At 70.5% G+C, this 18,392-nt stretch carries 19 protein-coding genes; 4 read left to right on the forward strand and 15 right to left on the reverse strand.

The window, feature by feature from the left end; genetic code table 11:
• Nucleotides 1-41 precede the first annotated feature (41 nt).
• The 8 genes from ACWDEX_RS17825 to rimP all read right to left on the reverse strand — a co-directional run bounded on the left by ACWDEX_RS17825 (nt 42) and on the right by rimP (nt 8,455).
• A complete protein-coding gene (locus ACWDEX_RS17825) occupies nt 42-1,004 on the reverse strand; it encodes a bifunctional riboflavin kinase/FAD synthetase (protein ID WP_450464606.1) in 963 nt (320 codons plus the stop codon).
• 320 nt (nt 1,005-1,324) lie between these two features.
• Nucleotides 1,325-2,230, reverse strand: coding sequence for a tRNA pseudouridine(55) synthase TruB (gene truB, locus ACWDEX_RS17830; RefSeq protein ID WP_450464448.1), 906 nt, complete (start codon nt 2,228-2,230; stop codon nt 1,325-1,327).
• Complete coding sequence (gene rbfA / locus ACWDEX_RS17835) at nt 2,227-2,679, reverse strand: 30S ribosome-binding factor RbfA (RefSeq protein ID WP_450464450.1); 453 nt, start codon at nt 2,677-2,679, stop codon at nt 2,227-2,229. Before rbfA ends, truB begins: the two co-directional genes overlap by 4 nt.
• Before the next feature lie 37 nt (nt 2,680-2,716).
• Nucleotides 2,717-3,010 carry a DUF503 domain-containing protein gene (locus ACWDEX_RS17840; protein WP_450464451.1) on the reverse strand — a complete coding sequence of 98 codons (294 nt, stop codon included), beginning with the start codon at nt 3,008-3,010 and terminating at the stop codon, nt 2,717-2,719.
• Nucleotides 3,011-3,309: 299 nt separating this feature from the next.
• On the reverse strand, nt 3,310-6,360 hold the full coding sequence (gene infB, locus ACWDEX_RS17845) for a translation initiation factor IF-2 (protein WP_450464452.1): 3,051 nt from the start codon (nt 6,358-6,360) through the stop codon (nt 3,310-3,312).
• 177 nt (nt 6,361-6,537) lie between these two features.
• Nucleotides 6,538-6,819 (reverse strand): YlxR family protein, encoded by a 282-nt coding sequence (locus tag ACWDEX_RS17850; protein WP_450464453.1) that lies wholly within the window; start codon nt 6,817-6,819, stop codon nt 6,538-6,540.
• Between the two features lie 128 nt (nt 6,820-6,947).
• Complete coding sequence (nusA, locus tag ACWDEX_RS17855) at nt 6,948-7,943, reverse strand: transcription termination factor NusA (protein ID WP_450464454.1); 996 nt, start codon at nt 7,941-7,943, stop codon at nt 6,948-6,950.
• A gap of 2 nt (nt 7,944-7,945) precedes the next feature.
• The gene (gene rimP / locus ACWDEX_RS17860; protein WP_450464455.1) at nt 7,946-8,455 is read right to left on the reverse strand and encodes a ribosome maturation factor RimP; all 510 of its coding nucleotides are present in this window, start codon (nt 8,453-8,455) and stop codon (nt 7,946-7,948) included.
• A gap of 231 nt (nt 8,456-8,686) precedes the next feature.
• Between rimP and ACWDEX_RS17865 the strand changes: the two genes are divergently transcribed.
• From ACWDEX_RS17865 to ACWDEX_RS17875, 3 genes are read left to right on the forward strand one after another with little or no spacing between them, the layout of a single operon-like run.
• On the forward strand, nt 8,687-9,214 hold the full coding sequence (locus ACWDEX_RS17865; protein WP_450464456.1) for a hypothetical protein: 528 nt from the start codon (nt 8,687-8,689) through the stop codon (nt 9,212-9,214).
• Complete coding sequence (locus ACWDEX_RS17870) at nt 9,211-9,696, forward strand: ferritin-like domain-containing protein (RefSeq protein ID WP_450464458.1); 486 nt, start codon at nt 9,211-9,213, stop codon at nt 9,694-9,696. Before ACWDEX_RS17865 ends, ACWDEX_RS17870 begins: the two co-directional genes overlap by 4 nt.
• A 55-nt stretch (nt 9,697-9,751) precedes the next feature.
• Nucleotides 9,752-10,654 carry an aminoglycoside phosphotransferase family protein gene (locus ACWDEX_RS17875; RefSeq protein WP_450464460.1) on the forward strand — a complete coding sequence of 301 codons (903 nt, stop codon included), beginning with the start codon at nt 9,752-9,754 and terminating at the stop codon, nt 10,652-10,654.
• A 74-nt stretch (nt 10,655-10,728) separates the two neighbouring features.
• Here ACWDEX_RS17875 and ACWDEX_RS17880 read toward each other — a convergent pair whose 3' ends face one another.
• The 5 genes from ACWDEX_RS17880 to ACWDEX_RS17900 all read right to left on the reverse strand — a co-directional run bounded on the left by ACWDEX_RS17880 (nt 10,729) and on the right by ACWDEX_RS17900 (nt 15,117).
• Nucleotides 10,729-12,429, reverse strand: coding sequence for a proline--tRNA ligase (locus ACWDEX_RS17880; RefSeq protein ID WP_450464461.1), 1,701 nt, complete (start codon nt 12,427-12,429; stop codon nt 10,729-10,731).
• Between the two features lie 80 nt (nt 12,430-12,509).
• Nucleotides 12,510-13,079 carry a GNAT family N-acetyltransferase gene (locus tag ACWDEX_RS17885; protein WP_450464462.1) on the reverse strand — a complete coding sequence of 190 codons (570 nt, stop codon included), beginning with the start codon at nt 13,077-13,079 and terminating at the stop codon, nt 12,510-12,512.
• 53 nt (nt 13,080-13,132) lie between these two features.
• A complete protein-coding gene (locus ACWDEX_RS17890; protein WP_450464464.1) occupies nt 13,133-13,981 on the reverse strand; it encodes a GNAT family N-acetyltransferase in 849 nt (282 codons plus the stop codon).
• 93 nt (nt 13,982-14,074) lie between these two features.
• On the reverse strand, nt 14,075-14,308 hold the full coding sequence (locus ACWDEX_RS17895) for a DUF397 domain-containing protein (protein WP_450464466.1): 234 nt from the start codon (nt 14,306-14,308) through the stop codon (nt 14,075-14,077).
• On the reverse strand, nt 14,305-15,117 hold the full coding sequence (locus ACWDEX_RS17900; protein ID WP_450464467.1) for a helix-turn-helix domain-containing protein: 813 nt from the start codon (nt 15,115-15,117) through the stop codon (nt 14,305-14,307). Before ACWDEX_RS17900 ends, ACWDEX_RS17895 begins: the two co-directional genes overlap by 4 nt.
• A 136-nt stretch (nt 15,118-15,253) precedes the next feature.
• Here ACWDEX_RS17900 and ACWDEX_RS17905 point away from each other — a divergent pair, with 136 nt between their 5' ends.
• The gene (locus tag ACWDEX_RS17905) at nt 15,254-15,718 is read left to right on the forward strand and encodes an ATP-binding protein (protein WP_450464607.1); all 465 of its coding nucleotides are present in this window, start codon (nt 15,254-15,256) and stop codon (nt 15,716-15,718) included.
• 30 nt (nt 15,719-15,748) lie between these two features.
• Here the strand turns inward: ACWDEX_RS17905 and ispG are convergent, their stop codons facing one another.
• Both ispG and ACWDEX_RS17915 read right to left on the reverse strand, forming a co-directional pair.
• Entirely contained in the window at nt 15,749-16,906 is a 1,158-nt protein-coding gene (gene ispG, locus ACWDEX_RS17910) for a flavodoxin-dependent (E)-4-hydroxy-3-methylbut-2-enyl-diphosphate synthase (protein ID WP_450464469.1), read from the reverse strand.
• A gap of 193 nt (nt 16,907-17,099) precedes the next feature.
• Nucleotides 17,100-18,392, reverse strand: a complete 1,293-nt coding sequence (locus ACWDEX_RS17915) for a M50 family metallopeptidase (protein WP_450464608.1) — start codon at nt 18,390-18,392, stop codon at nt 17,100-17,102.

Raw genomic sequence — 18,392 nt, forward strand, 5'->3', positions numbered from 1 at the left:
GCCCCTCTCTCGTGGCACCGTCAGCGCGGGCGGCTACGGCCTCATCCCGCGTCGTTCGCGTCATGCGCCGCGATCAGCTCACGGCAGCACTTCACGTCCTCCGCCATCTGCTCCAGCAGGGCTTCCAGCGACTCGAACTTGGCCTGGCCGCGGACGAAGGCGAGGAAGTCGACGGCGACGTGCAGCCCGTACAGGTCCAGGCCCACCCGGTCGATGGCGTACGCCTCCACGGTCCGCTCGGTGCCGTCGAACTGCGGGTTCGTACCCACGGAGATGGCGGCCGGCATCGCCTCGCCCTCGACGTGCAGCCACCCGGCGTAGACACCGTCGGCCGGGATCGCGGTGTGCGGGAGCGTCTCCAGGTTGGCCGTCGGGAAGCCCAGCTCCCGGCCTCGCTGGGCGCCGCGCACCACCACGCCCTCGACCCGGTGCGGACGCCCGAGGACCTCGCGCGCGCCCTCGACGTCACCCGCGGCGATCAGCCGCCGGGTCAGCGTGGAGGAGAACGGCTCGCCGCCGCCCGCCTCGCCGGACTCGTAGAGATCCACCACCTCGACGTCGAAGTCGTAGGTCTCGCCCTGCTCGGCCAGGAACTCGACATTCCCGGCGGCCTTGTGCCCGAAGCGGAAGTTGGGGCCCTCGACCACACCCTTGGCGTGCAGCTTGTCGACCAGGACCTTGACCACGAATTCGGCGGGCGAGAGCCGGGAGAACTCGGTGGTGAAGGGAAGGATGAGGACCGCGTCGACGCCCAGCTCGGCCATCAGTTCGGCGCGGCGGTGGTGCGGGGCGAGCAGCGGCGGGTGGCTACCGGGGCGCACGACCTCGCTGGGGTGCGGGTCGAAGGTGACGACGACCGAGGAGACGCCCAGCTCCCGAGCGCGTTCCACGGCATGCCGGATGATCAGCTGGTGCCCGCGGTGGACTCCGTCATAGGAGCCGATGGTGACGACGCTGCGCCCCCAGTCCTGGGGGATGTCCTCCAAGCCACGCCAGCGCTGCACTGTCACCGCTCCTCGTCGAACCCGTGTCCGTCTCTGCCTCATTGCGCAGGTCTAAGAGTGCCATGCCGGGTCGCCCCGGCCCGCATCGGCATGGGAGCTGTGACGGGCGGCACTCGGGGCCCGCCCGGAACGGCGCGAGACGAACGCGCCCCCTTCTGCTCCCTCGCTTCACCCCTGAGCGCCTGCCCGATGGGGTGAAAAGCCGAGTGAGCAGGGATACATCTCTGTGAGGGGGAACCCCGGGGGACCGTGGAGCGGCGACCGCCGACTCGTGATCGCCGCTCCACGGGCAGGGCCGCCCTCGTGACCGCCGTGCGCGGTCAGCCGAACACGGCGAGGCTCTTCGCCTTGCCCTTCTGCTCCTCCACAAGCGCGAGGAACCGCCCTTCCGGGGCGAAGACGGCGACGGGTCCGGCTCCCGCGTACTCGTCCGGCATCTCCAGGCGCACGCCGTTGGTGAGCAGCCTGGCCCGCCTGGCGTCCACGTCCCAGCGTGGGAACGCGGCGGCGGCGGCCTCGGCGATCGGCATCACGGTCAGCTCCTGCTGGAGCTGGTCCAGAGTCCGCGCGGAGTCGAGCTTGTAGGGCCCGACGCGCGTGCGGCGCAGCGCGGTGAGATGCCCTCCGACGCCGAGGTCCGCTCCCAGGTCGCGGGCGAGCGCCCGGATGTACGTGCCGGACGAGCAGACCACGGACACCACCAGGTCGAGGACGGGGGTGCCGTCCTCGGCGACGGCATCCCGGATGTCGTACACGGTGAAGGAGGAGACCGTGACCGGCCGGGCCGGGATCTCGAACTCCTCGCCTTCCCTCGCCCGCTTGTACGACCGCACGCCGTCGATCTTGATGGCGCTGACCTTGGACGGCACCTGCAGGATGTTCCCGGTCAGCTTCGCGATGCCGGCGTCGATGGCGGCGCGGGCGATCCCGGAGGCGTCGGCGGAGGAGGTGATCTCCCCTTCGGCGTCGTCCGTGACGGTGTTCTGCCCGAGCCGGACGGTGCCGAGGTACTCCTTCTCCGTCAGGGCGAGGTGCCCGAGGAGTTTGGTGGCCTTCTCGACGCCGAGGACCAGGACGCCGGTCGCCATGGGGTCCAGGGTGCCGGCGTGGCCGACGCGCCGCGTCTTCGCGATCCCGCGCATCTTGGCTACGACGTCGTGCGAAGTGAAGCCCGACGGCTTGTCGACGATGACAAGGCCGTCGGGCGTGGTGTGCTTCGAGGTCATTCGGCGGCGTCGTCCGTCTCGTCGGCGGAACCGGGCTTCTTGTACGGATCGGCTTCACCGGCGAACGAGGCCCCGGTGGCCGTCTCCCGCACCTGCGCGTCGGAGGCGCGCGCCTTGTCGAGGAGGTCCTCGATGGTCCGGGCGGTGTCCGGGAGGGCGTCCGCGACGAAGGTGAGGGTCGGCGTGAACTTCACCCCCGCGGCGCGTCCGACCTCGGAGCGCAGGATGCCCTTGGCGCTCTCCAGGCCGGCGGCGACTGCCTTCCGCTCCTCCTCGTCCCCGTACACCGTGTAGAAGACGGTCGCCTCCCGCAGATCGCCCGTCACCCGGGTGTCCGTGATGGTGACGTGTGTGCCGAGCCGCGGGTCCTTGATCCCGCGCTGCAGCTTCTGGGCCACCACCTCTCGGATGAGGTCCGCCAGCCTCTTCGCCCGCGCGTTGTCGGCCACTGGTCCGTCTCCCTGTCTTTCCTGTCTGGTTCTCTGGTCAGTCGTCGTCGCCGTGGAGTCGCCGTCGGACGGACAGCAGTTCCACCTCGGGGCGCCCGGCGACCAGCCGTTCGCACCGGTCGAGTACGTCGGTCAGGTGCCCCACGTCGCCGGAGACCACCGCCAGGCCGATGCAGGCCCGCCGGTAAAGGTCCATGTGGTCCACCTCAGCCGCGCTCACCGGGTACTTCCGCTGGAGTTCGGCGACGATCGGGCGGACGACTGAGCGCTTCTCCTTCAGCGACCGCACGTCGCCGAGGAGGAGGTCGAAGGACAGAGTCCCCACGTACATGTGTGTATCCGGATGACCCGCCGGTACGGGATCGATGGCCCTGCCGCCGGTAGGGGCAGGGACACCAAAACCGTACAACGAACACCCGAACGGCTCGACGGGGTTTTTCCGGGCCCACCCCGGCACCGGCGAGGGTCCCGCCAGGCTGGGCGCCCGGCCCCGCACACGCCAAGGACCCACGCCAGAGGGCGCGGGTACCGGCCGGACGGAGCCGACTACGGCACTCCGATGAGGCCGGCCTCGGCGGGACGGGCAAGGCCGGTCGGCGGGGACTTGTCCCCGCCGACCGGCCAGAGCCGTCAGACGCGCGGCTTCTCGCGCATCTCGTACGTCGCGATGACGTCGTCGACCTTGATGTCGTTGAAGTTGCCGAGGTTGATACCGCCCTCGAACCCTTCGCGAATCTCGGTGACGTCGTCCTTGAAGCGACGCAGGCCCTCGATGTTGAGGTTCTCCGCGACGACCTTGCCGTCGCGGATGAGGCGCGCCTTGGTGTTGCGCTTGACCTCGCCCGAGCGGATGAGGACACCGGCGATGTTGCCCAGCTTGGACGACTTGAAGACCTCGCGGATCTCCGCCGTACCGAGCTCGACCTCCTCGTACTCCGGCTTCAGCATGCCCTTCAGGGCCGCCTCGATCTCCTCGATCGCCTGGTAGATGACCGAGTAGTACCGGACGTCCACGCCTTCGCGCTCGGCCATCTGCGCCGCGCGGCCGGCCGCACGGACGTTGAAGCCGATCACGATGGCGTCGGAGCCCATCGCCAGGTCGATGTCCGACTCCGTGACCGCACCGACGCCGCGGTGCAGCACCCGGATGTCGACCTCTTCGCCGACGTCCAGCTGGAGCAGGGAGGACTCGAGGGCCTCGACCGAACCAGAAGCGTCACCCTTGATGATCAGGTTCAGCTGCTGGACCTCGCCGGCCTTCAGCACCTTGTCCAGGTCCTCCAGCGACACACGGCGCGTGCGCTTGGCGAACGCCGCGTTCCGCTCGCGGGCGGCACGCTTCTCCGCGATCTGGCGGGCCGTACGGTCCTCCTCGACCACGATGAAGTTGTCGCCGGCGCCCGGGACGTTGGTCAGGCCCAGGACCTGGACCGGCGTCGACGGGCCGGCCTCGTGCACGTTGTTGCCGCTGTCGTCGAGCATCGCCCGGACGCGGCCGTACGCGTCGCCGACCACCATCGTGTCGCCGACCCGCAGCGTGCCTCGCTGGACGAGGACCGTCGCCACGGCACCACGGCCGCGGTCGAGGCGGGACTCGATCGAGATGCCCTGCGCGTCCTGGTTCGGGTTGGCCCGAAGATCCAGGGCGGCGTCGGCCGTGAGGACGACCGCCTCGAGGAGGCTGTCGATGTGCAGGCCCTGCTTGGCGGAGATGTCGACGAACATGGTCTCGCCGCCGTACTCCTCGGCCACCAGGCCGTACTCGGTCAGCTGACCGCGCACCTTGGTCGGGTCCGCACCCTCGACGTCGATCTTGTTGACCGCGACCACGATCGGCACGTCGGCCGCCTTGGCGTGGTTCAGGGCCTCGACCGTCTGCGGCATCACACCGTCGTTGGCCGCGACCACGAGGATCGCGATGTCCGTCGACTTCGCACCACGGGCACGCATGGCGGTGAACGCCTCGTGACCCGGGGTGTCGATGAAGGTGATCGCCCGGTCTTCGCCGTTGACGTGGGCACCGACCTGGTAGGCACCGATGTGCTGGGTGATGCCACCGGCCTCGCCCGCGATGACGTTCGTCTTGCGGATGGCGTCGAGCAGGCGGGTCTTACCGTGGTCGACGTGACCCATGACGGTCACGACCGGCGGACGGACGACCAGGTCCTCCTCGGAGCCCTCGTCCTCACCGAACTCCAGGTCGAAGGACTCGAGCAGCTCGCGGTCCTCCTCCTCGGGGCTGACGATCTGAATCGTGTAGTTCATCTCGCCGGCGAGGAGCTGCAGCGTCTCGTCGGAGACGGACTGCGTGGCCGTGACCATCTCGCCGAGGTTCATCATGACCGCGACGAGAGACGCCGGGTTGGCGTTGATCTTCTCCGCGAAGTCGGTGAGCGACGCACCGCGCGACATGCGAATGGTCTCGCCGTTGCCGCGAGGCAGCATCACGCCGCCGACCGACGGGGCCTGCATGGCCTCGTACTCCTGACGGCGCTGCCGCTTCGACTTGCGGCCGCGACGCGCCGGACCGCCGGGACGGCCGAACGCACCCTGCGTGCCACCACGGCCGCCCGGACCACCGGGACGTCCGCCGAAGCCGGGACGACCGCCACCGAAGCCGCCGCCACCACCGGGGCCGCCGCCACCGGGACGACCGGCGAAACCGCCGCCGCCACCCGGACGACCGCCGCCGCCACCGGGACGACCGGCGAAACCGCCGCCGCCACCCGGACGACCGCCGCCGCCACCGGGACGACCGGCACCGGCCGGGCCACGGCCGCCGGGGCCGCCACCGGGACGCGGGCCGGCAGCGGGACGCTGCGGCATCATGCCCGGGTTCGGACGCGGGCCGCCGGGACGCGGACCGCCGCCCTGCGGACGGGGCATCGAGCCCGGCGTCGGACGGGAACCGCCCGGCGCCTGCGGACGCGGACCACCGGCCGCACCCTGCGGACGGGGACCACCCTGGCCGGCGCCCTGCGGACGCGGGCCACCCGGGGCACCGGGGCCGCCGGGACGCGGGGCACCGCCCGGCCGGGGCGCCTGCGGGCGCGCCATGCCGGTGGAGCCACCGGAGGTGAAGGGGTTGTTACCCGGACGGGGACCGGCCGGACGGGCACCCGGACGCGGGCCCTGACCGGACGGACGCTGGCCACCGGGACGCGCGCCCTGACCCTGACCCTGACCGGCCGGACGGCCGCCGGGCTTCGGGGCGCCGGGGCCGGGACGGGCACCCGGACGCGGGGTCTGGGCAGCCGGAGCCGCCGGGGGCGCCGTGAACTCGGGCGCGGCCGGGGCGGGCCGCGGCGCGGGCTTCGGGCCCGGCGTCGGGCGGGGACCCGGGGCGGGCGCCGCGGGCTTTTCGGCAGCCGGAGGCTTGGGAGCCGCCGGGCGCGGGGCAGCCGGACGTTCCCCCGCCGCCTTGGCGGCGCGGGCGATGCCCCCAGGCTGCGCCGGGGAAGGCGCGGCCGGTTTCGCCGGGGATGCCTTGCGGGGGGCGGCGGGCTTCGCGCCACCGCCGTTGCCCTGCTGCAGGGCGTCAGTCAGCTTGCGTACTACGGGCGCCTCGATCGTCGAGGACGCCGAACGGACGAATTCACCGAGTTCCTGGAGCTTGGCCATGACGACCTTGCTCTCCACGCCGAACTCCTTGGCGAGTTCGTAGACCCGGACCTTAGCCACTTCGCTCCTTTGAGGTCCGGGTTGCGGCCGGACCGTCGCTAGTTCATGGGCGTACTCATCGCGTACTCATCGAGTGCTCATCGCAATCTCGACCTGCTTTCGACTCGCGAGGTACCAGACCGCACAGGGAGTCCGTGCGGTACGTCTTACTCTGTTGCCTGCTCAGCAAGGTGCTTCTCAGCAACCTTCTGTCTGCCCGACGTACTGACGCAACGCCTTTATGTCGAGCGGTCCCGGGACGCGGAGCGCCCGCGGGAACGCCCGGCGGCGCACCGCCAGGTCGAGACACGCCGGCGCGGGGTGTACATACGCACCCCGGCCCGGCAGCGTACCGCGAGGATCGGGAACGCATGCATCCTCGATCGCCACGATGCGCAGCAGTTCGTTCTTGGCCGCTCGCTCCCGGCACCCCACACAGGTGCGCTCAGGGCATGAGCCGACAGGCGTCCGGCCAGACACGACTAAGTCTACCTCCCCGCACCGACCTCACCCCTTTGGGGCAAGAATCGAACACTAGCTGTGCGCAAAACTGTCGTGATCTCAGCGACGCCCGGCCGGGATCTGTTCCCGGCCGGGCGTCGGATGCTTCAGTCCTGCTTGTCCGCGGGCTGCTCGGTGTCGGGCCGGATGTCGATCCGCCAACCGGTCAGCCGGGCCGCGAGACGGGCGTTCTGCCCTTCCTTGCCGATCGCCAGCGACAGCTGGTAGTCGGGGACCGTCACCCGCGCGGAGCGAGCCGCGAGGTCCACGACCTCCACCTTGGAGACGCGGGCCGGGGAGAGCGCGTTCGCCACCATCTCGGCCGGGTCGTCCGACCAGTCGACGATGTCGATCTTCTCGCCGTTCAGTTCGCCCATGACGTTGCGCACACGGCCGCCCATCGGGCCGATGCACGCTCCCTTGGCGTTCAGACCCGATCGGGTGGAGCGCACCGCGATCTTCGTGCGGTGACCGGCCTCGCGTGCGATCGCGGCGATCTCGACGGACCCGTCGGCGATCTCCGGGACCTCCAGCGCGAAGAGCTTCTTCACCAGGTTGGGGTGGGTGCGGGACAGGGTCACGGACGGGCCTCGCACGCCCTTCGCCACCCGTACGACGTACGACCGGATCCGCCGGCCGTGTTCGTACGTCTCGCCCGGCACCTGCTCCTGCACCGGCAGGATGGCCTCCAGCTTGCCGATGTCCACGAGGACGTTCTTGGGGTCACGGCCCTGCTGGACGACACCGGTGACGATGTCGCCCTCGCGGCCCGCGTACTCGCCGAGCGTCGCGTCGTCCTGGGCGTCGCGCAGGCGCTGCAGGATGACCTGCTTGGCGGTGGTGGCGGCGATGCGGCCGAAGCCCGACGGGGTGTCGTCGAACTCTCGCGACTCCTGCCCCTCCTCCAGGTCCTCGGGGTCCTCCTTCGCCCACACAGTCACATGGCCGGTTTCCCGGTTGAGCTCCACGCGCGCGTGGCGGCGGCTTCCCTCGGTGCGGTGGTAGGCGATGAGGAGGGCCGCCTCGATCGCCTCGACCAGCAGGTCGAAGGAGATCTCCTTCTCCCGAACCAAGCCCCGCAGGGCACTCATGTCGATGTCCACGGCTACGCCTCCTCCTCTTCCTTCATGTCCTTCATGTCCTTGCGGTTGAACTCGACCTGGACCCGCGCCCTGGAGATGTCCGGGAAGGCGAGTCGGCGGGTGGTGGCCTTGCGGCCCTTCACACCGGGCACTTCCAGGTCGACTCCTTCGTCGTCGACCCGCAGAATCCTCGCGACCAGCTCGCCGTCCTCGGCCAGCTGGAACCTCACCAGTCGGCCGACGGCCCGTACGTAGTGCCGGTGTTCCCTGAGGAGGCGCTCCGCGCCCGGGGTTCCTACCTCGAGGGTGTATTCGCCCTCGCCCATCGCGTCCGTCTCGTCGAGCTTCGCCGAGAGCGCACGGCTCACATCGGCGATCCGGTCCAGATCGGCACCGGTGTCGGAGTCGACCACGACGCTCAGCACCCGCTTCCGCCCGACGGAGTCCACCGCGATCTCTTCGAGATCGAGTCCCTGGGAGTTGACGAGCGGTTCCAGCAGCTCTCGCAGCCTCTCGCTCTGGGTGGTGCTCATCCGGGTGACTCCTCGGCCGCGTGTGCTGTTGTGGGGAAGGGCGCGTGTCAGGTCAAAGGGTATCCGGTCCCGGAGGGTGTTGCCGTCCATCTACGCCGCCACCCGGGCGGAGGAGCGATCGCCGAGCCGGTGGCGGGTGCCGGGGCGGCGCGCGGGTACCGTGATCACGGGCTAGAGCCTGTGTCCCCCAACCGCCCATCCGTTCGTACGAGGTCTTCGAGGACGTCTGCCGTGCCGTTCACCCCGCATCCGCGCGCCATCCTGCGCAGAAGGAGCCTGCTCGCCTCCGCCGCTGGTGCCGCGCTGCTCGCGGGCTGCTCCGACGCCATCGACCCGGCTGCCACGGACGGCGTCGTCTCCGTCGCCGACCGGGCACGCGCGCGTGCGGCGCGCGACAGTCAGGTGCTGGCCGGGCGGTACGCCGCCGTGATCGCCGCCCATCCGGCGCTGGCGGCACGGCTGCGGCCGCTGCGGGCGGAAGTCGTCCGGCACGCGAAGGCGTTCGGCGGCACCTCGGCGGCCCCGTCGGCCACGGTCTCGACATCGGCGTCCGTCTCCGTCTCCGCCTCACCGGCCCCCTCCCCCGTGCCCGCGGACCCCAAGTCCGCCCTCGCCGATCTGGCCGCGGCCGAGCGAACCCTGGCCGGCCGGCGGACCGAGGCGCTACTGAAGGTGCCGGGCGAACTCGCTCGGCTGATGGCGTCCGTGGCGGCGGCTGGGGCCGCGCATGCGTACCTGCTGACGGAGGGTGCGAAATGAGCATGGCCACCAGCACACCGAAGCCGACGAACAGCGAACTCACGGCCCTGCAGGCCGCCCTGGGCGCCGAGCACGCGGCGATCTACGGCTATGGCGTCGTCGGCGGACGGATCCGGCAGGCACGGCGGCAGGAGGCACGGGAGGCGTACGACGCCCACCGCGCCCGACGGGACCAACTCGCCCGCGCCGTGAGGGACTTGGGTGGCAGACCGGACGCCGCCGCGGCTGCGTACGCGCTGCCCTTCCCCGTCCCGGACTCCGCCGCCGCAGTGCGGCTCGCCGCCGAGTTGGAGGAGCGGGTGGCCGGGGTGTACTCCGATCTGGTCCGTGCTTCGACGGGCGAGCGGCGGCGTTTCGCCGCCGAGGCGCTGCAGGAGGCAGCGGTGCGGTCGGTGCGCTGGAGCGGCGAGAGCGTAGCCTTCCCTGGTCTCGCCGAGCGAGTGGCAGCCACCCCCACCGCGTCGGCGTCACCGCGGACGTGAGGCGTACGCGCACACCGCACGCGTGCGAAACGATCTGGAAGGGAACAACTCGCGCATGGCTTTCGAACCGCCACAGCGCCTGGTACGTGCGCTCGGCGAGAGGCAGCGGAACGGTGGCGCCGACTGGCTGGGCAAGCTCTCCGAGCTGGTGCGGCAGGCCGTTGATCTACGCGAGTTGACCGTGGAGCGGGTGCAGGCGCCCGGGGGTCGCAGCAGCCTGGTGCTGCTGGTGCGGCGGGCGGACGGCACGCCGGCCGTGCTCAAGATGGTGCCGCCGTGGGCCCGGCCGGAGGCCGAGCGGGCGGCGCTCGCGCACTGGGACGGCTTCGGCGCCGTACGGCTCCTGGACGCGGACCCCGAGCAGGGTGTCCTGCTGCTGGAACGGCTGCATCCGGAGCTGTCCGTGCGTTCGCTGCCGGAGGCGAAGGCTCTGCTGGAGGCGGCCGGCACGCTGCGTCGACTGTGGGTCGAGCCGCCCGCCGGTCAGGCCTTGGAGACGGTGGCCGCCCGGACCGGGCGGCAGGCCGAGGCCATGCGCGCGGACGGGCAGGCCGACCCCGAGGCGGCACCGCTGGTGGAGGCGGCCTTGGCGGCCCGCGAGGAACTGCTCGCCGCACCGCCCGAGGAGCGGCTGCTGCACGGCACCTTCCGGCAGAGCAAGATCCTTGCCGGGGAGCGGCTGCCGTGGCTGGCCGTGGGTCCCGATCCGGTGGTCGGCGAGTGCGCCTTCGACCTGGCGCGACTGGTGCGCGACCGGGTGGAGGACCTGATCGCGGCGCCTTCGGGAGCGGCGATCACCCGCCGCCGGGTGAAGCGGCTCGCGGAGTCGCTGGACCTGGACCAGGAGCGGCTGCGGGGCTGGACGCTGTTCCGTGCGGTCGAGTCCGGGATGCGCGCCCGCCGGGTCGGGCGCCCGCGGGACGCGGAACTCCTGCTGGAGTTCGCGGCCTGGTTGTAGCGAACGCCGACGGCGGCCGAGCGTGATCGCTCCGGCCGCCGTCAGTGTCTCTGCCGCGCAGTCGCGTGTCCGCGTCAGGCGGTGAGGCGCGCGATCGCCTCGTCCACAGTCAGCTCCTCGCGCTCGCCGGTCCTGCGGTCCTTCAGCTCCAGGACGCCCTCGGCGGAGCGGCGGCCCGCCACCAGGATCTGCGGGACGCCGATCAGCTCGGCGTCCGTGAACTTCACGCCCGGCGAGACACCGGCCCGGTCGTCCACCAGGACGCGCACGCCGGCCGCGGCCAGCTTCTGGGAGACGTCGAGGGCCAGCTCGGTCTGGAGCGCCTTGCCCGCCGCCACGACGTGCACATCGGCCGGGGCGACCTCCTTCGGCCAGCACAGTCCGTGCTCGTCGGCGTGCTGTTCGGCGAGGGCCGCGACCGCGCGGGAGACGCCGATGCCGTAGGAGCCCATGGTCACCCGGACCGGCTTGCCGTTCTGGCCGAGGACGTCCAGCTTGAGGGCGTCGGCGTACTTGCGGCCGAGCTGGAAGATGTGGCCGATCTCGATGGCGCGGTCGAGCTTGAGCCCGGCACCGCAGTTCGGGCACGGGTCGCCCTCCTGCACCACCACGACGTCCACGTACGCGTCGACCTGGAAGTCGCGACCGGCGACCACGTTCTTCGCGTGCGTGTTCACCTTGTTCGCGCCGGTGATCCACGAGGTGCCGGGGGCCACGCGCGGGTCGGCGAGGTACTGGACCTTCTCCAGGCCCTGCGGACCGACGTAGCCGCGGACCAGGTCCGGGCGGTCAGCGAAGTCCTCGGCGGTGACCAGCTCGACGGCGGCCGGAGCGAAGTGCGCCTCGACCTTGTTCATGTCGACCTCACGGTCGCCGGGGACGCCGATGGCGACGATCTCGCCGTCGACCTTGACGAGAAGGTTCTTCAGAGTGGCGGAGGCCGGGACACCGAGCGAGGCCGCGAGGGTCTCGATGGTCGGGGTGTCGGGGGTCGGGATCTCCTCCAGCGCGGGCACGTCGGCGGCGTCGACCGGCTTCAGCTCGTAGGCGATCGCCTCGGTGTTGGCGGCGAAGTCACAGCTCGGGCAGTCAGCGAAGGTGTCCTCGCCGGCACCGGCCGGGGCGAGGAACTCCTCGGACTTGGAGCCGCCCATCGCGCCCGCGGTCGCGGCGCAGATGCGGTAGTCGAGGCCGAGGCGCTGGAAGATCCGCTGGTAGGCCTGGCGGTGCAGGGCGTACGACTCGCCGAGGCCCTCGTCGGCGGTGTCGAAGGAGTACGAGTCCTTCATCAGGAACTCGCGGCCGCGCAGGATGCCGGCGCGGGGACGGGCCTCGTCGCGGAACTTGGTCTGGATCTGGTAGAGGATCACCGGCAGGTCCTTGTAGGAGGACGCCTGGTCCTTCACGATCAGCGTGAAGATCTCCTCGTGGGTGGGGCCGAGCAGGTAGTCGCCGCCCTTGCGGTCGTGGAGGCGGAACAGCTCGGGGCCGTACTCGTCCCAGCGGCCGGTCGCCTCGTACGGCTCGCGCGGCAGCAGAGCGGGCAGCAGCACCTCCTGGCCGCCGATCGCGTCCATCTCCTCGCGGACGATCCGCTCCACGTTGGCGAGAACCTTCTTGCCGAGCGGCAGCCAGGTCCAGATCCCGGCGGCGGTGCGGCGGACGTAGCCGGCGCGGACCAGGAGCTTGTGGCTGAGGACCTCGGCGTCCGCCGGGTCGTCACGCAGCGTCTTCGCCATCAACTGGGACATGCGCTGGACGGGTGCGTTCGCCATGGTTCTCGTACTCCTGCTGGGTATGGGTGATGGCTAGGAGGTTAGCCGGGGGGCCTGCGCTGGCGGTAATCGGTCAAGGCCTAGCGTCTGCGCAGCGGCAGTGGGGCCCCCATCACGGCGTACGGGCTCGGCGCGCTGGGGAAGAGCACCTGTCGCGCCAGGTCCACGTAGCCCAGCGAGTGGTACAGGCCGCGGGCCGGGCTGTCGGTGTCGATCGCCGAGAGGATCGAGCGCGGCTCGGTGGCGCCGTCCGTGATGGTGGTGATCAGGGCGCGGCCGATGCCCCGGTTCTGGTGGCGCGGATGGACGTGCAGTTCGGTGATCACGAAGGAGTTGTCGAGCCAGCCCTCGTGGCCCTGGGCGCGCAGATACGGTTCGACGATGGTGGACCACCAGTGCGTGCGATCGTTCGGCATGCCGTAGACGAATCCGGCGAGCCGTCCGTCGGGCGTGGTGGCGCCGAGCGCGCGGGCTCCCGGGTACTCCATGTGCCGTAGCACGATCTGGCGGCGTACGGCGATCTCGTCGGGTCCGAGCCCGAACGCGACGGCCTGCACGGCGAGTGCCTCGTCCACCCGGGCGCACAGGTCGAGGGGGCCGATCACGACGTCGCCGGGGTCGCGGTGACCACGACCGGGAAAGCGGAGCATGCCCCGGAGCCTACCGGGGTGCTTCGCCGCGTACCGGGGACTACGGGTCAGAGTCAGAACAGCACGCTCATGAACGCGCCGATCTCCTGGAAGCCCACCCGCTGGTACGTCCGCCGGGCAGGGGTGTTGAAGTCGTTCACGTAGAGGCTGACGACGGGGGCGAAGTCCGCGAGGGCGTAGCGCAGCACCGCTGCCATCCCCGGCGCCGCACGGCCCTGGCCACGGTACTCAGGGGCCACCCACACGCCCTGGATCTGGCAGGCCTGGGGTGTGGCCGCGCCGATCTCCGCCTTGAAGACGACCTTGCCGCTCTGGTCCAGGCGGGCGAACGAGCGGCCCGCGCCTACGAGTTCCGCGACCCGGGCCTGGTAGATCAGTCCTCCGTCGCCGGCCAGCGGCGAGATGCCGACCTCCTCGGTGAACATCGCCACGCACGCCGGCATGATCGTCTCCACCTCGTCCTTGCGGATGCGGCGGACGTACGGATCCGGGGCGATGTCGGTGGGCATGCGGTCGGTGACCATGAGTGGCTGGTGGGCCCGGACTTCGCGGGCCGGCCCCCAGTTCGGCTCCAGCAGGCGCCACAGCTGGGCGGTGGGTTCGGAGGGGCCGACGATCGAGGAACAGCGGCGGCCCGCCCGCCGGGCGCGGTCGGCGAAGGCCCGCACCGCTCGCGGGGTCGCGCAGAGGGGGACGAGGTTGGCGCCCGCGTAGCACAGCGAGGTCAGCATGCCGTCCTCGTACCAGCCCCACATCTCGCCGCCGAGACGCCAGGGGTCGAGGCCGGCGACCTGGACCCGGGACGTCACGAAGGCGTTCGCGACCGGCTCGCGGTCGAGGACGGCGAGCGCGGCGTCCAGGTCACTCGGTTCGAGGACCCGGGTGGTCGTCTGCGTCAACACGTGCGGGGGCCTCACCCTGGGGTCTACTGGTCCCCGCACTGTACCTGCCGCGCTTGAGGCGCGCCCGCTCGGTCGCAGGCTGCGCACCTGCGGTCACTGAGTGGCGAACCCCAGGAACGCCTCCCAGGTGGCGGGCGGGAGGGTGAGGGTGGGGCCGGTGCCTGGGGTGTGTTTGGAGTCGCGGATGTGGATGGCGGTGGGGCAGGGGGCCACCTCTACGCATTGGCCGCCCTCCCCGTCGCTGTAGCTGGACTTGCGCCAGGTGAGGGCGACTTCGAGGCACTGGCCTCCCTCGCCGCTGCTGTAGCTGCTCTTGAACCAGTTCATGTCTCTCCCAGCAACTTCTCTACAAGGGCCAGTGATTCGCGCGGCGTCAGGGCTTGGGCGCGAAGAAGGCTGTACTGCTCGTCCAACTCCCTGACGGTGTTGCGGTCGGTGAAGAGGCGGCTGTAGGTGTGCACCTCTGCATAGGCGATCCTGCGCCCATTGCTCGATCCGATCAAGGTGAAGGGTCCGGCAAGTGCCGCATGCTCCTCCCGGTCGTTCGGCATGACCTGGATCTCCACATTGCGCTGCCGTCCGACAAGCAGGAGCTGCTCCAACTGCCCTCGCATGACCACCGTTCCTCCCAAGGGTCTGCGAAGGATCGCCTCCTCCATCACGAAGCTGATGGTCGGCGCTGGCTTCCGGGAGAAGATCGCCTGTCGCGCCAATCGAGCCGTCACACGCCGCTCAACCACATCCTCGTCCAACAGAGGCCGCCGCATGGTGAACACCGCCCGCGCGTACTCCTCCGTCTGCAACAGGCCGTTGACCACGAGCGTGTCGTACACGTGCCATTCCACCGCCTCCTTCTCCAACTTCGCCGCATCCCTGAAGAACGGCGGATACTGCGCCCTCTCCACCTCCTCAATCAACTCCAGCAACACCCCATGTGCCCCCAGAACTTCATCCGACCGCGCGATGAACTCCCCCGATGGAATCCGTCTCCCCTGCTCGAACGCCGCGATCGTCGACTCCGAGTACCCCGTACACGTCCCGAGTTGGGCTCGGGTCATGCCCGCCGCCGTCCGCAACCTCTTCAACTGTCGTCCGAAGATGTGCAGTACCTCGCTCGCCTGCTCCTCGCTGCTCATGCACCCCTCACCGCTCTCGCCCAGCCCTCGGTTACGGCTCCGCCCGCGTACAGACACACCCCCGCCGCGTACAGCCCCCAGCGGTCATGGCTGAGCCCCTGGTCAACGCTACGCAGAGTGCGTGACCGTAAGCGATATGAAGCCGACTACTCCCCCGGACTGGCATATTCAGAAGTGCACAGCCCCCGCACACGAGTTCGCCATGCGGTTCACGTCCACTCCTCGCGGTGCACGCCTCGCCCGGCGTCTCGTCTCCCACCGTCTCGACGAATGGGGGCACCCCTACGACAGCACCCTCAACGAGACCGTCACCCTCATCGCCGCCGAGCTGGCCGCCAATGCCGTACGGCACGGGCATGTGCAGGGGCGGGATTTCCACCTCCGGCTCAGCGAGGCGGCGGGAGGGGTCCGGCTGGAGGTCTCCGACACCCGTACCGAGCGGCTGCCCGAGCCCCGGCCCCCGCAGGACCCGGCGGCCGACGAGTCCGGGCGCGGGCTGCTGCTCGTGGAGGCGCTGGCCGACCGGTGGGGCGTCGAGCCGCGCAGCCCCGGGAAATGCGTGTGGGCGGAGGTACGGCGAAGTCCCGCCACCGAGCGGTGACGGGACTTCGGGGAGTACGCGGGACGGGGATCAGCCGGCGACCGCGACCGACGGCTCGCCGGAGGCCACGCCGTCCTTCTCCATCTGCTCGGCGATCTTCATCGCCTCCTCGATGAGGGTCTCCACGATCTTCGACTCGGGGACGGTCTTGATGACCTCGCCCTTGACGAAGATCTGGCCCTTGCCGTTGCCGGAGGCGACGCCGAGGTCGGCCTCGCGGGCCTCGCCGGGGCCGTTGACGACGCAGCCCATGACCGCGACGCGCAGCGGGACCTCCATGCCCTCCAGGCCCGCCGTGACCTCCTCGGCCAGCTTGTACACGTCGACCTGGGCGCGCCCGCAGGACGGGCAGGAGACGATCTCCAGGCCGCGCTCGCGCAGGCCCAGGGACTCCAGGATCTGGGTGCCGACCTTGATCTCCTCGACCGGAGGAGCGGACAGGGAGACGCGGATGGTGTCGCCGATGCCCTGGGAGAGCAGCGCGCCGAAGGCGACGGCCGACTTGATGGTGCCCTGGAAGGCGGGGCCGGCCTCCGTGACGCCGAGGTGCAGCGGGTAGTCGCACTGCGCGGCGAGCTGACGGTAGGCCTCGATCATCACGACGGGGTCGTTGTGCTTGACCGAGATCTTGATGTCCCGGAAGTCGTGCTCCTCGAAGAGGGACGCCTCCCAGAGGGCCGACTCGGCGAGCGCCTCGGGGGTCGCCTTGCCGTACTTCTGCAGCAGCCGCCTGTCCAGCGAGCCCGCGTTGACGCCGATCCGGATCGGGGTGCCGTGGTCCTTGGCGGCCTTCGCGATCTCCTTGACCTTGTCGTCGAACTGCTTGATGTTGCCCGGGTTGACGCGGACGGCGGCGCAGCCCGCCTCGATCGCCGCGAAAACGTACTTGGGCTGGAAGTGGATGTCCGCGATCACCGGGATCTGCGACTTCCTGGCGATGGTCGCGAGCGCGTCGGCGTCGTCCTGTGTCGGGCAGGCGACGCGGACGATCTGGCAGCCGGACGCCGTCAGCTCCGCGATCTGCTGAAGCGTCGCGCCGATGTCCGACGTACGCGTCGTCGTCATCGACTGCACCGACACCGGGGCGTCCCCGCCCACCGGCACGGATCCGACCATGATCTGCCGGCTCTTGCGGCGCTCGGCAAGCTTGGTCGGAACGGACGGCATGCCGAGTGAAATCGCAGTCATCTGGTGTGCAACCCCAAGTTGTGGATCAAGGTCCGGTCCCGGAAAGTGGCGGGCTCCCAGGCTCCGAGATTACGCCACGCACGTACACCCCAGCGCATCACCGTCCGTAAACCCCCCGATAGGAGGCGGCCGGGAAAACGTCAGGAGGTGGCCGGGAAAACGTTCTCCCCGGCCACCGCCGACCGCGCGTGGACTACGAGATCTTGACCGGATTCACCACGTCGGCGATCAGGACCAAGATCGTGAAGCAGATGAACACACTGGCCACGACGTACGCCACCGGCATCAGCTTCGCCACGTCGAAGGGTCCCGGGTCGGGGCGGCGCAGCACCTTGGCCACGGCGCGGCGCAGCGACTCCCACAGGGCGCCCGCGATGTGCCCGCCGTCGAGCGGGAGCAGCGGAAGCATGTTGAACAGGAACAGGGACAGATTGAAGCCCGCGACGAGCAGCAGCATCATCGCGATCTGCTGGGACGGCGGGATGTCGAGGGTGAAGACCTCGCCGCCGACACGGGCCGCGCCGACCACACCCATCGGGGAGTCCGGCTGGCGTGGGCCGTCGCCGAAGGCCGCGTCCCACAGGGCGGGGACCTTGCCGGGGAGGGCGACCAGCGACTCGACGCCGTTCTCCATCATGTCGCCCATGCGCTGCACGGACTGGCCGAAGGACTGCTGGACGATGCCCGTGGCGGGGGTGAAGCCGAGGAAGCCCGCGTACACGTACTTGCCCTGGACGTAGCCGCCCTTGCCGTCCGTCTTGCTGACCTGGTTCTTGATCAGGTGGGCGTGCAGGTCGACCTGCCGGCCCTTGCGCTCGACGGTGATCGTGACGTCCTTGCCGGGGTTGGCGCGGATCTCGGACTGGAGGCCGGCCCAGTCCTTCACGTGTGCGCCGTCGAACGCGACGATCTTGTCGCCCGGCTCGAGCCCGGCGGCTTTCGCGGGCGCGGCCGGGTCACCCTTGGCGCACTCCGCGCGGTTCTCGCTCTGCTGGATGACGCAGTCGGAGACCTTGGAGACGGTGGTGGTCTGGCTCTGGACGCCGAAGGTCATCATCACGCCGAGGAAGATCGCCACGGCGAGGATCAGGTTCATGAACGGGCCCGCGAACATCACGATGACCCGCTTCCACGGCTTGCGCGTGTAGAAGAGGCGGTTCTCGTCCCCGGGCTGCAGTTCCTCGAAGGACTGCGCCCGCGCGTCCTCGATCATCCCGCGCCACGGCGAGGTGGAGCGGGCCTCGATGCGGCCGTCCGGGCCCGGCGGGAACATGCCGATCATGCGGATGTAGCCGCCGAGCGGGATCGCCTTGACCCCGTACTCGGTCTCGCCCTTCTTCCGCGACCAGATGGTCGGGCCGAAGCCGACCATGTACTGCGGCACCCGGATGCCGAAGAGCTTGGCCGTCGACAGGTGCCCCAGCTCATGCCAGGCGATCGAGACCAGCAGGCCGACCACGAAGACGACTATGCCGAGGATCATCAT

The sequence above is a fragment of the Streptomyces sp. NPDC001020 genome (genome assembly GCF_053599115.1).

What these genes read in the sequence shown, in the direction of transcription:
- ACWDEX_RS17905 (WP_450464607.1), top strand. Translation starts at nt 15,254, where the DNA reads ATGAAGCCGACTACTCCCCCGGACTGGCATATTCAGAAGTGCACAGCC.
- ACWDEX_RS17895 (WP_450464466.1), bottom strand. Translation starts at nt 14,308, where the DNA reads ATGAACTGGTTCAAGAGCAGCTACAGCAGCGGCGAGGGAGGCCAGTGC.
- ACWDEX_RS17870 (WP_450464458.1), top strand. Translation starts at nt 9,211, where the DNA reads ATGAGCATGGCCACCAGCACACCGAAGCCGACGAACAGCGAACTCACG.
- ACWDEX_RS17880 (WP_450464461.1), bottom strand. Translation starts at nt 12,429, where the DNA reads ATGGCGAACGCACCCGTCCAGCGCATGTCCCAGTTGATGGCGAAGACG.
- ACWDEX_RS17875 (WP_450464460.1), top strand. Translation starts at nt 9,752, where the DNA reads ATGGCTTTCGAACCGCCACAGCGCCTGGTACGTGCGCTCGGCGAGAGG.
- ACWDEX_RS17840 (WP_450464451.1), bottom strand. Translation starts at nt 3,010, where the DNA reads ATGTACGTGGGGACTCTGTCCTTCGACCTCCTCCTCGGCGACGTGCGG.
- ACWDEX_RS17915 (WP_450464608.1), bottom strand. Translation starts at nt 18,392, where the DNA reads ATGATGATCCTCGGCATAGTCGTCTTCGTGGTCGGCCTGCTGGTCTCG.
- ispG (WP_450464469.1), bottom strand. Translation starts at nt 16,906, where the DNA reads ATGACTGCGATTTCACTCGGCATGCCGTCCGTTCCGACCAAGCTTGCC.
- ACWDEX_RS17885 (WP_450464462.1), bottom strand. Translation starts at nt 13,079, where the DNA reads ATGCTCCGCTTTCCCGGTCGTGGTCACCGCGACCCCGGCGACGTCGTG.
- truB (WP_450464448.1), bottom strand. Translation starts at nt 2,230, where the DNA reads ATGACCTCGAAGCACACCACGCCCGACGGCCTTGTCATCGTCGACAAG.
- rimP (WP_450464455.1), bottom strand. Translation starts at nt 8,455, where the DNA reads ATGAGCACCACCCAGAGCGAGAGGCTGCGAGAGCTGCTGGAACCGCTC.
- ACWDEX_RS17900 (WP_450464467.1), bottom strand. Translation starts at nt 15,117, where the DNA reads ATGAGCAGCGAGGAGCAGGCGAGCGAGGTACTGCACATCTTCGGACGA.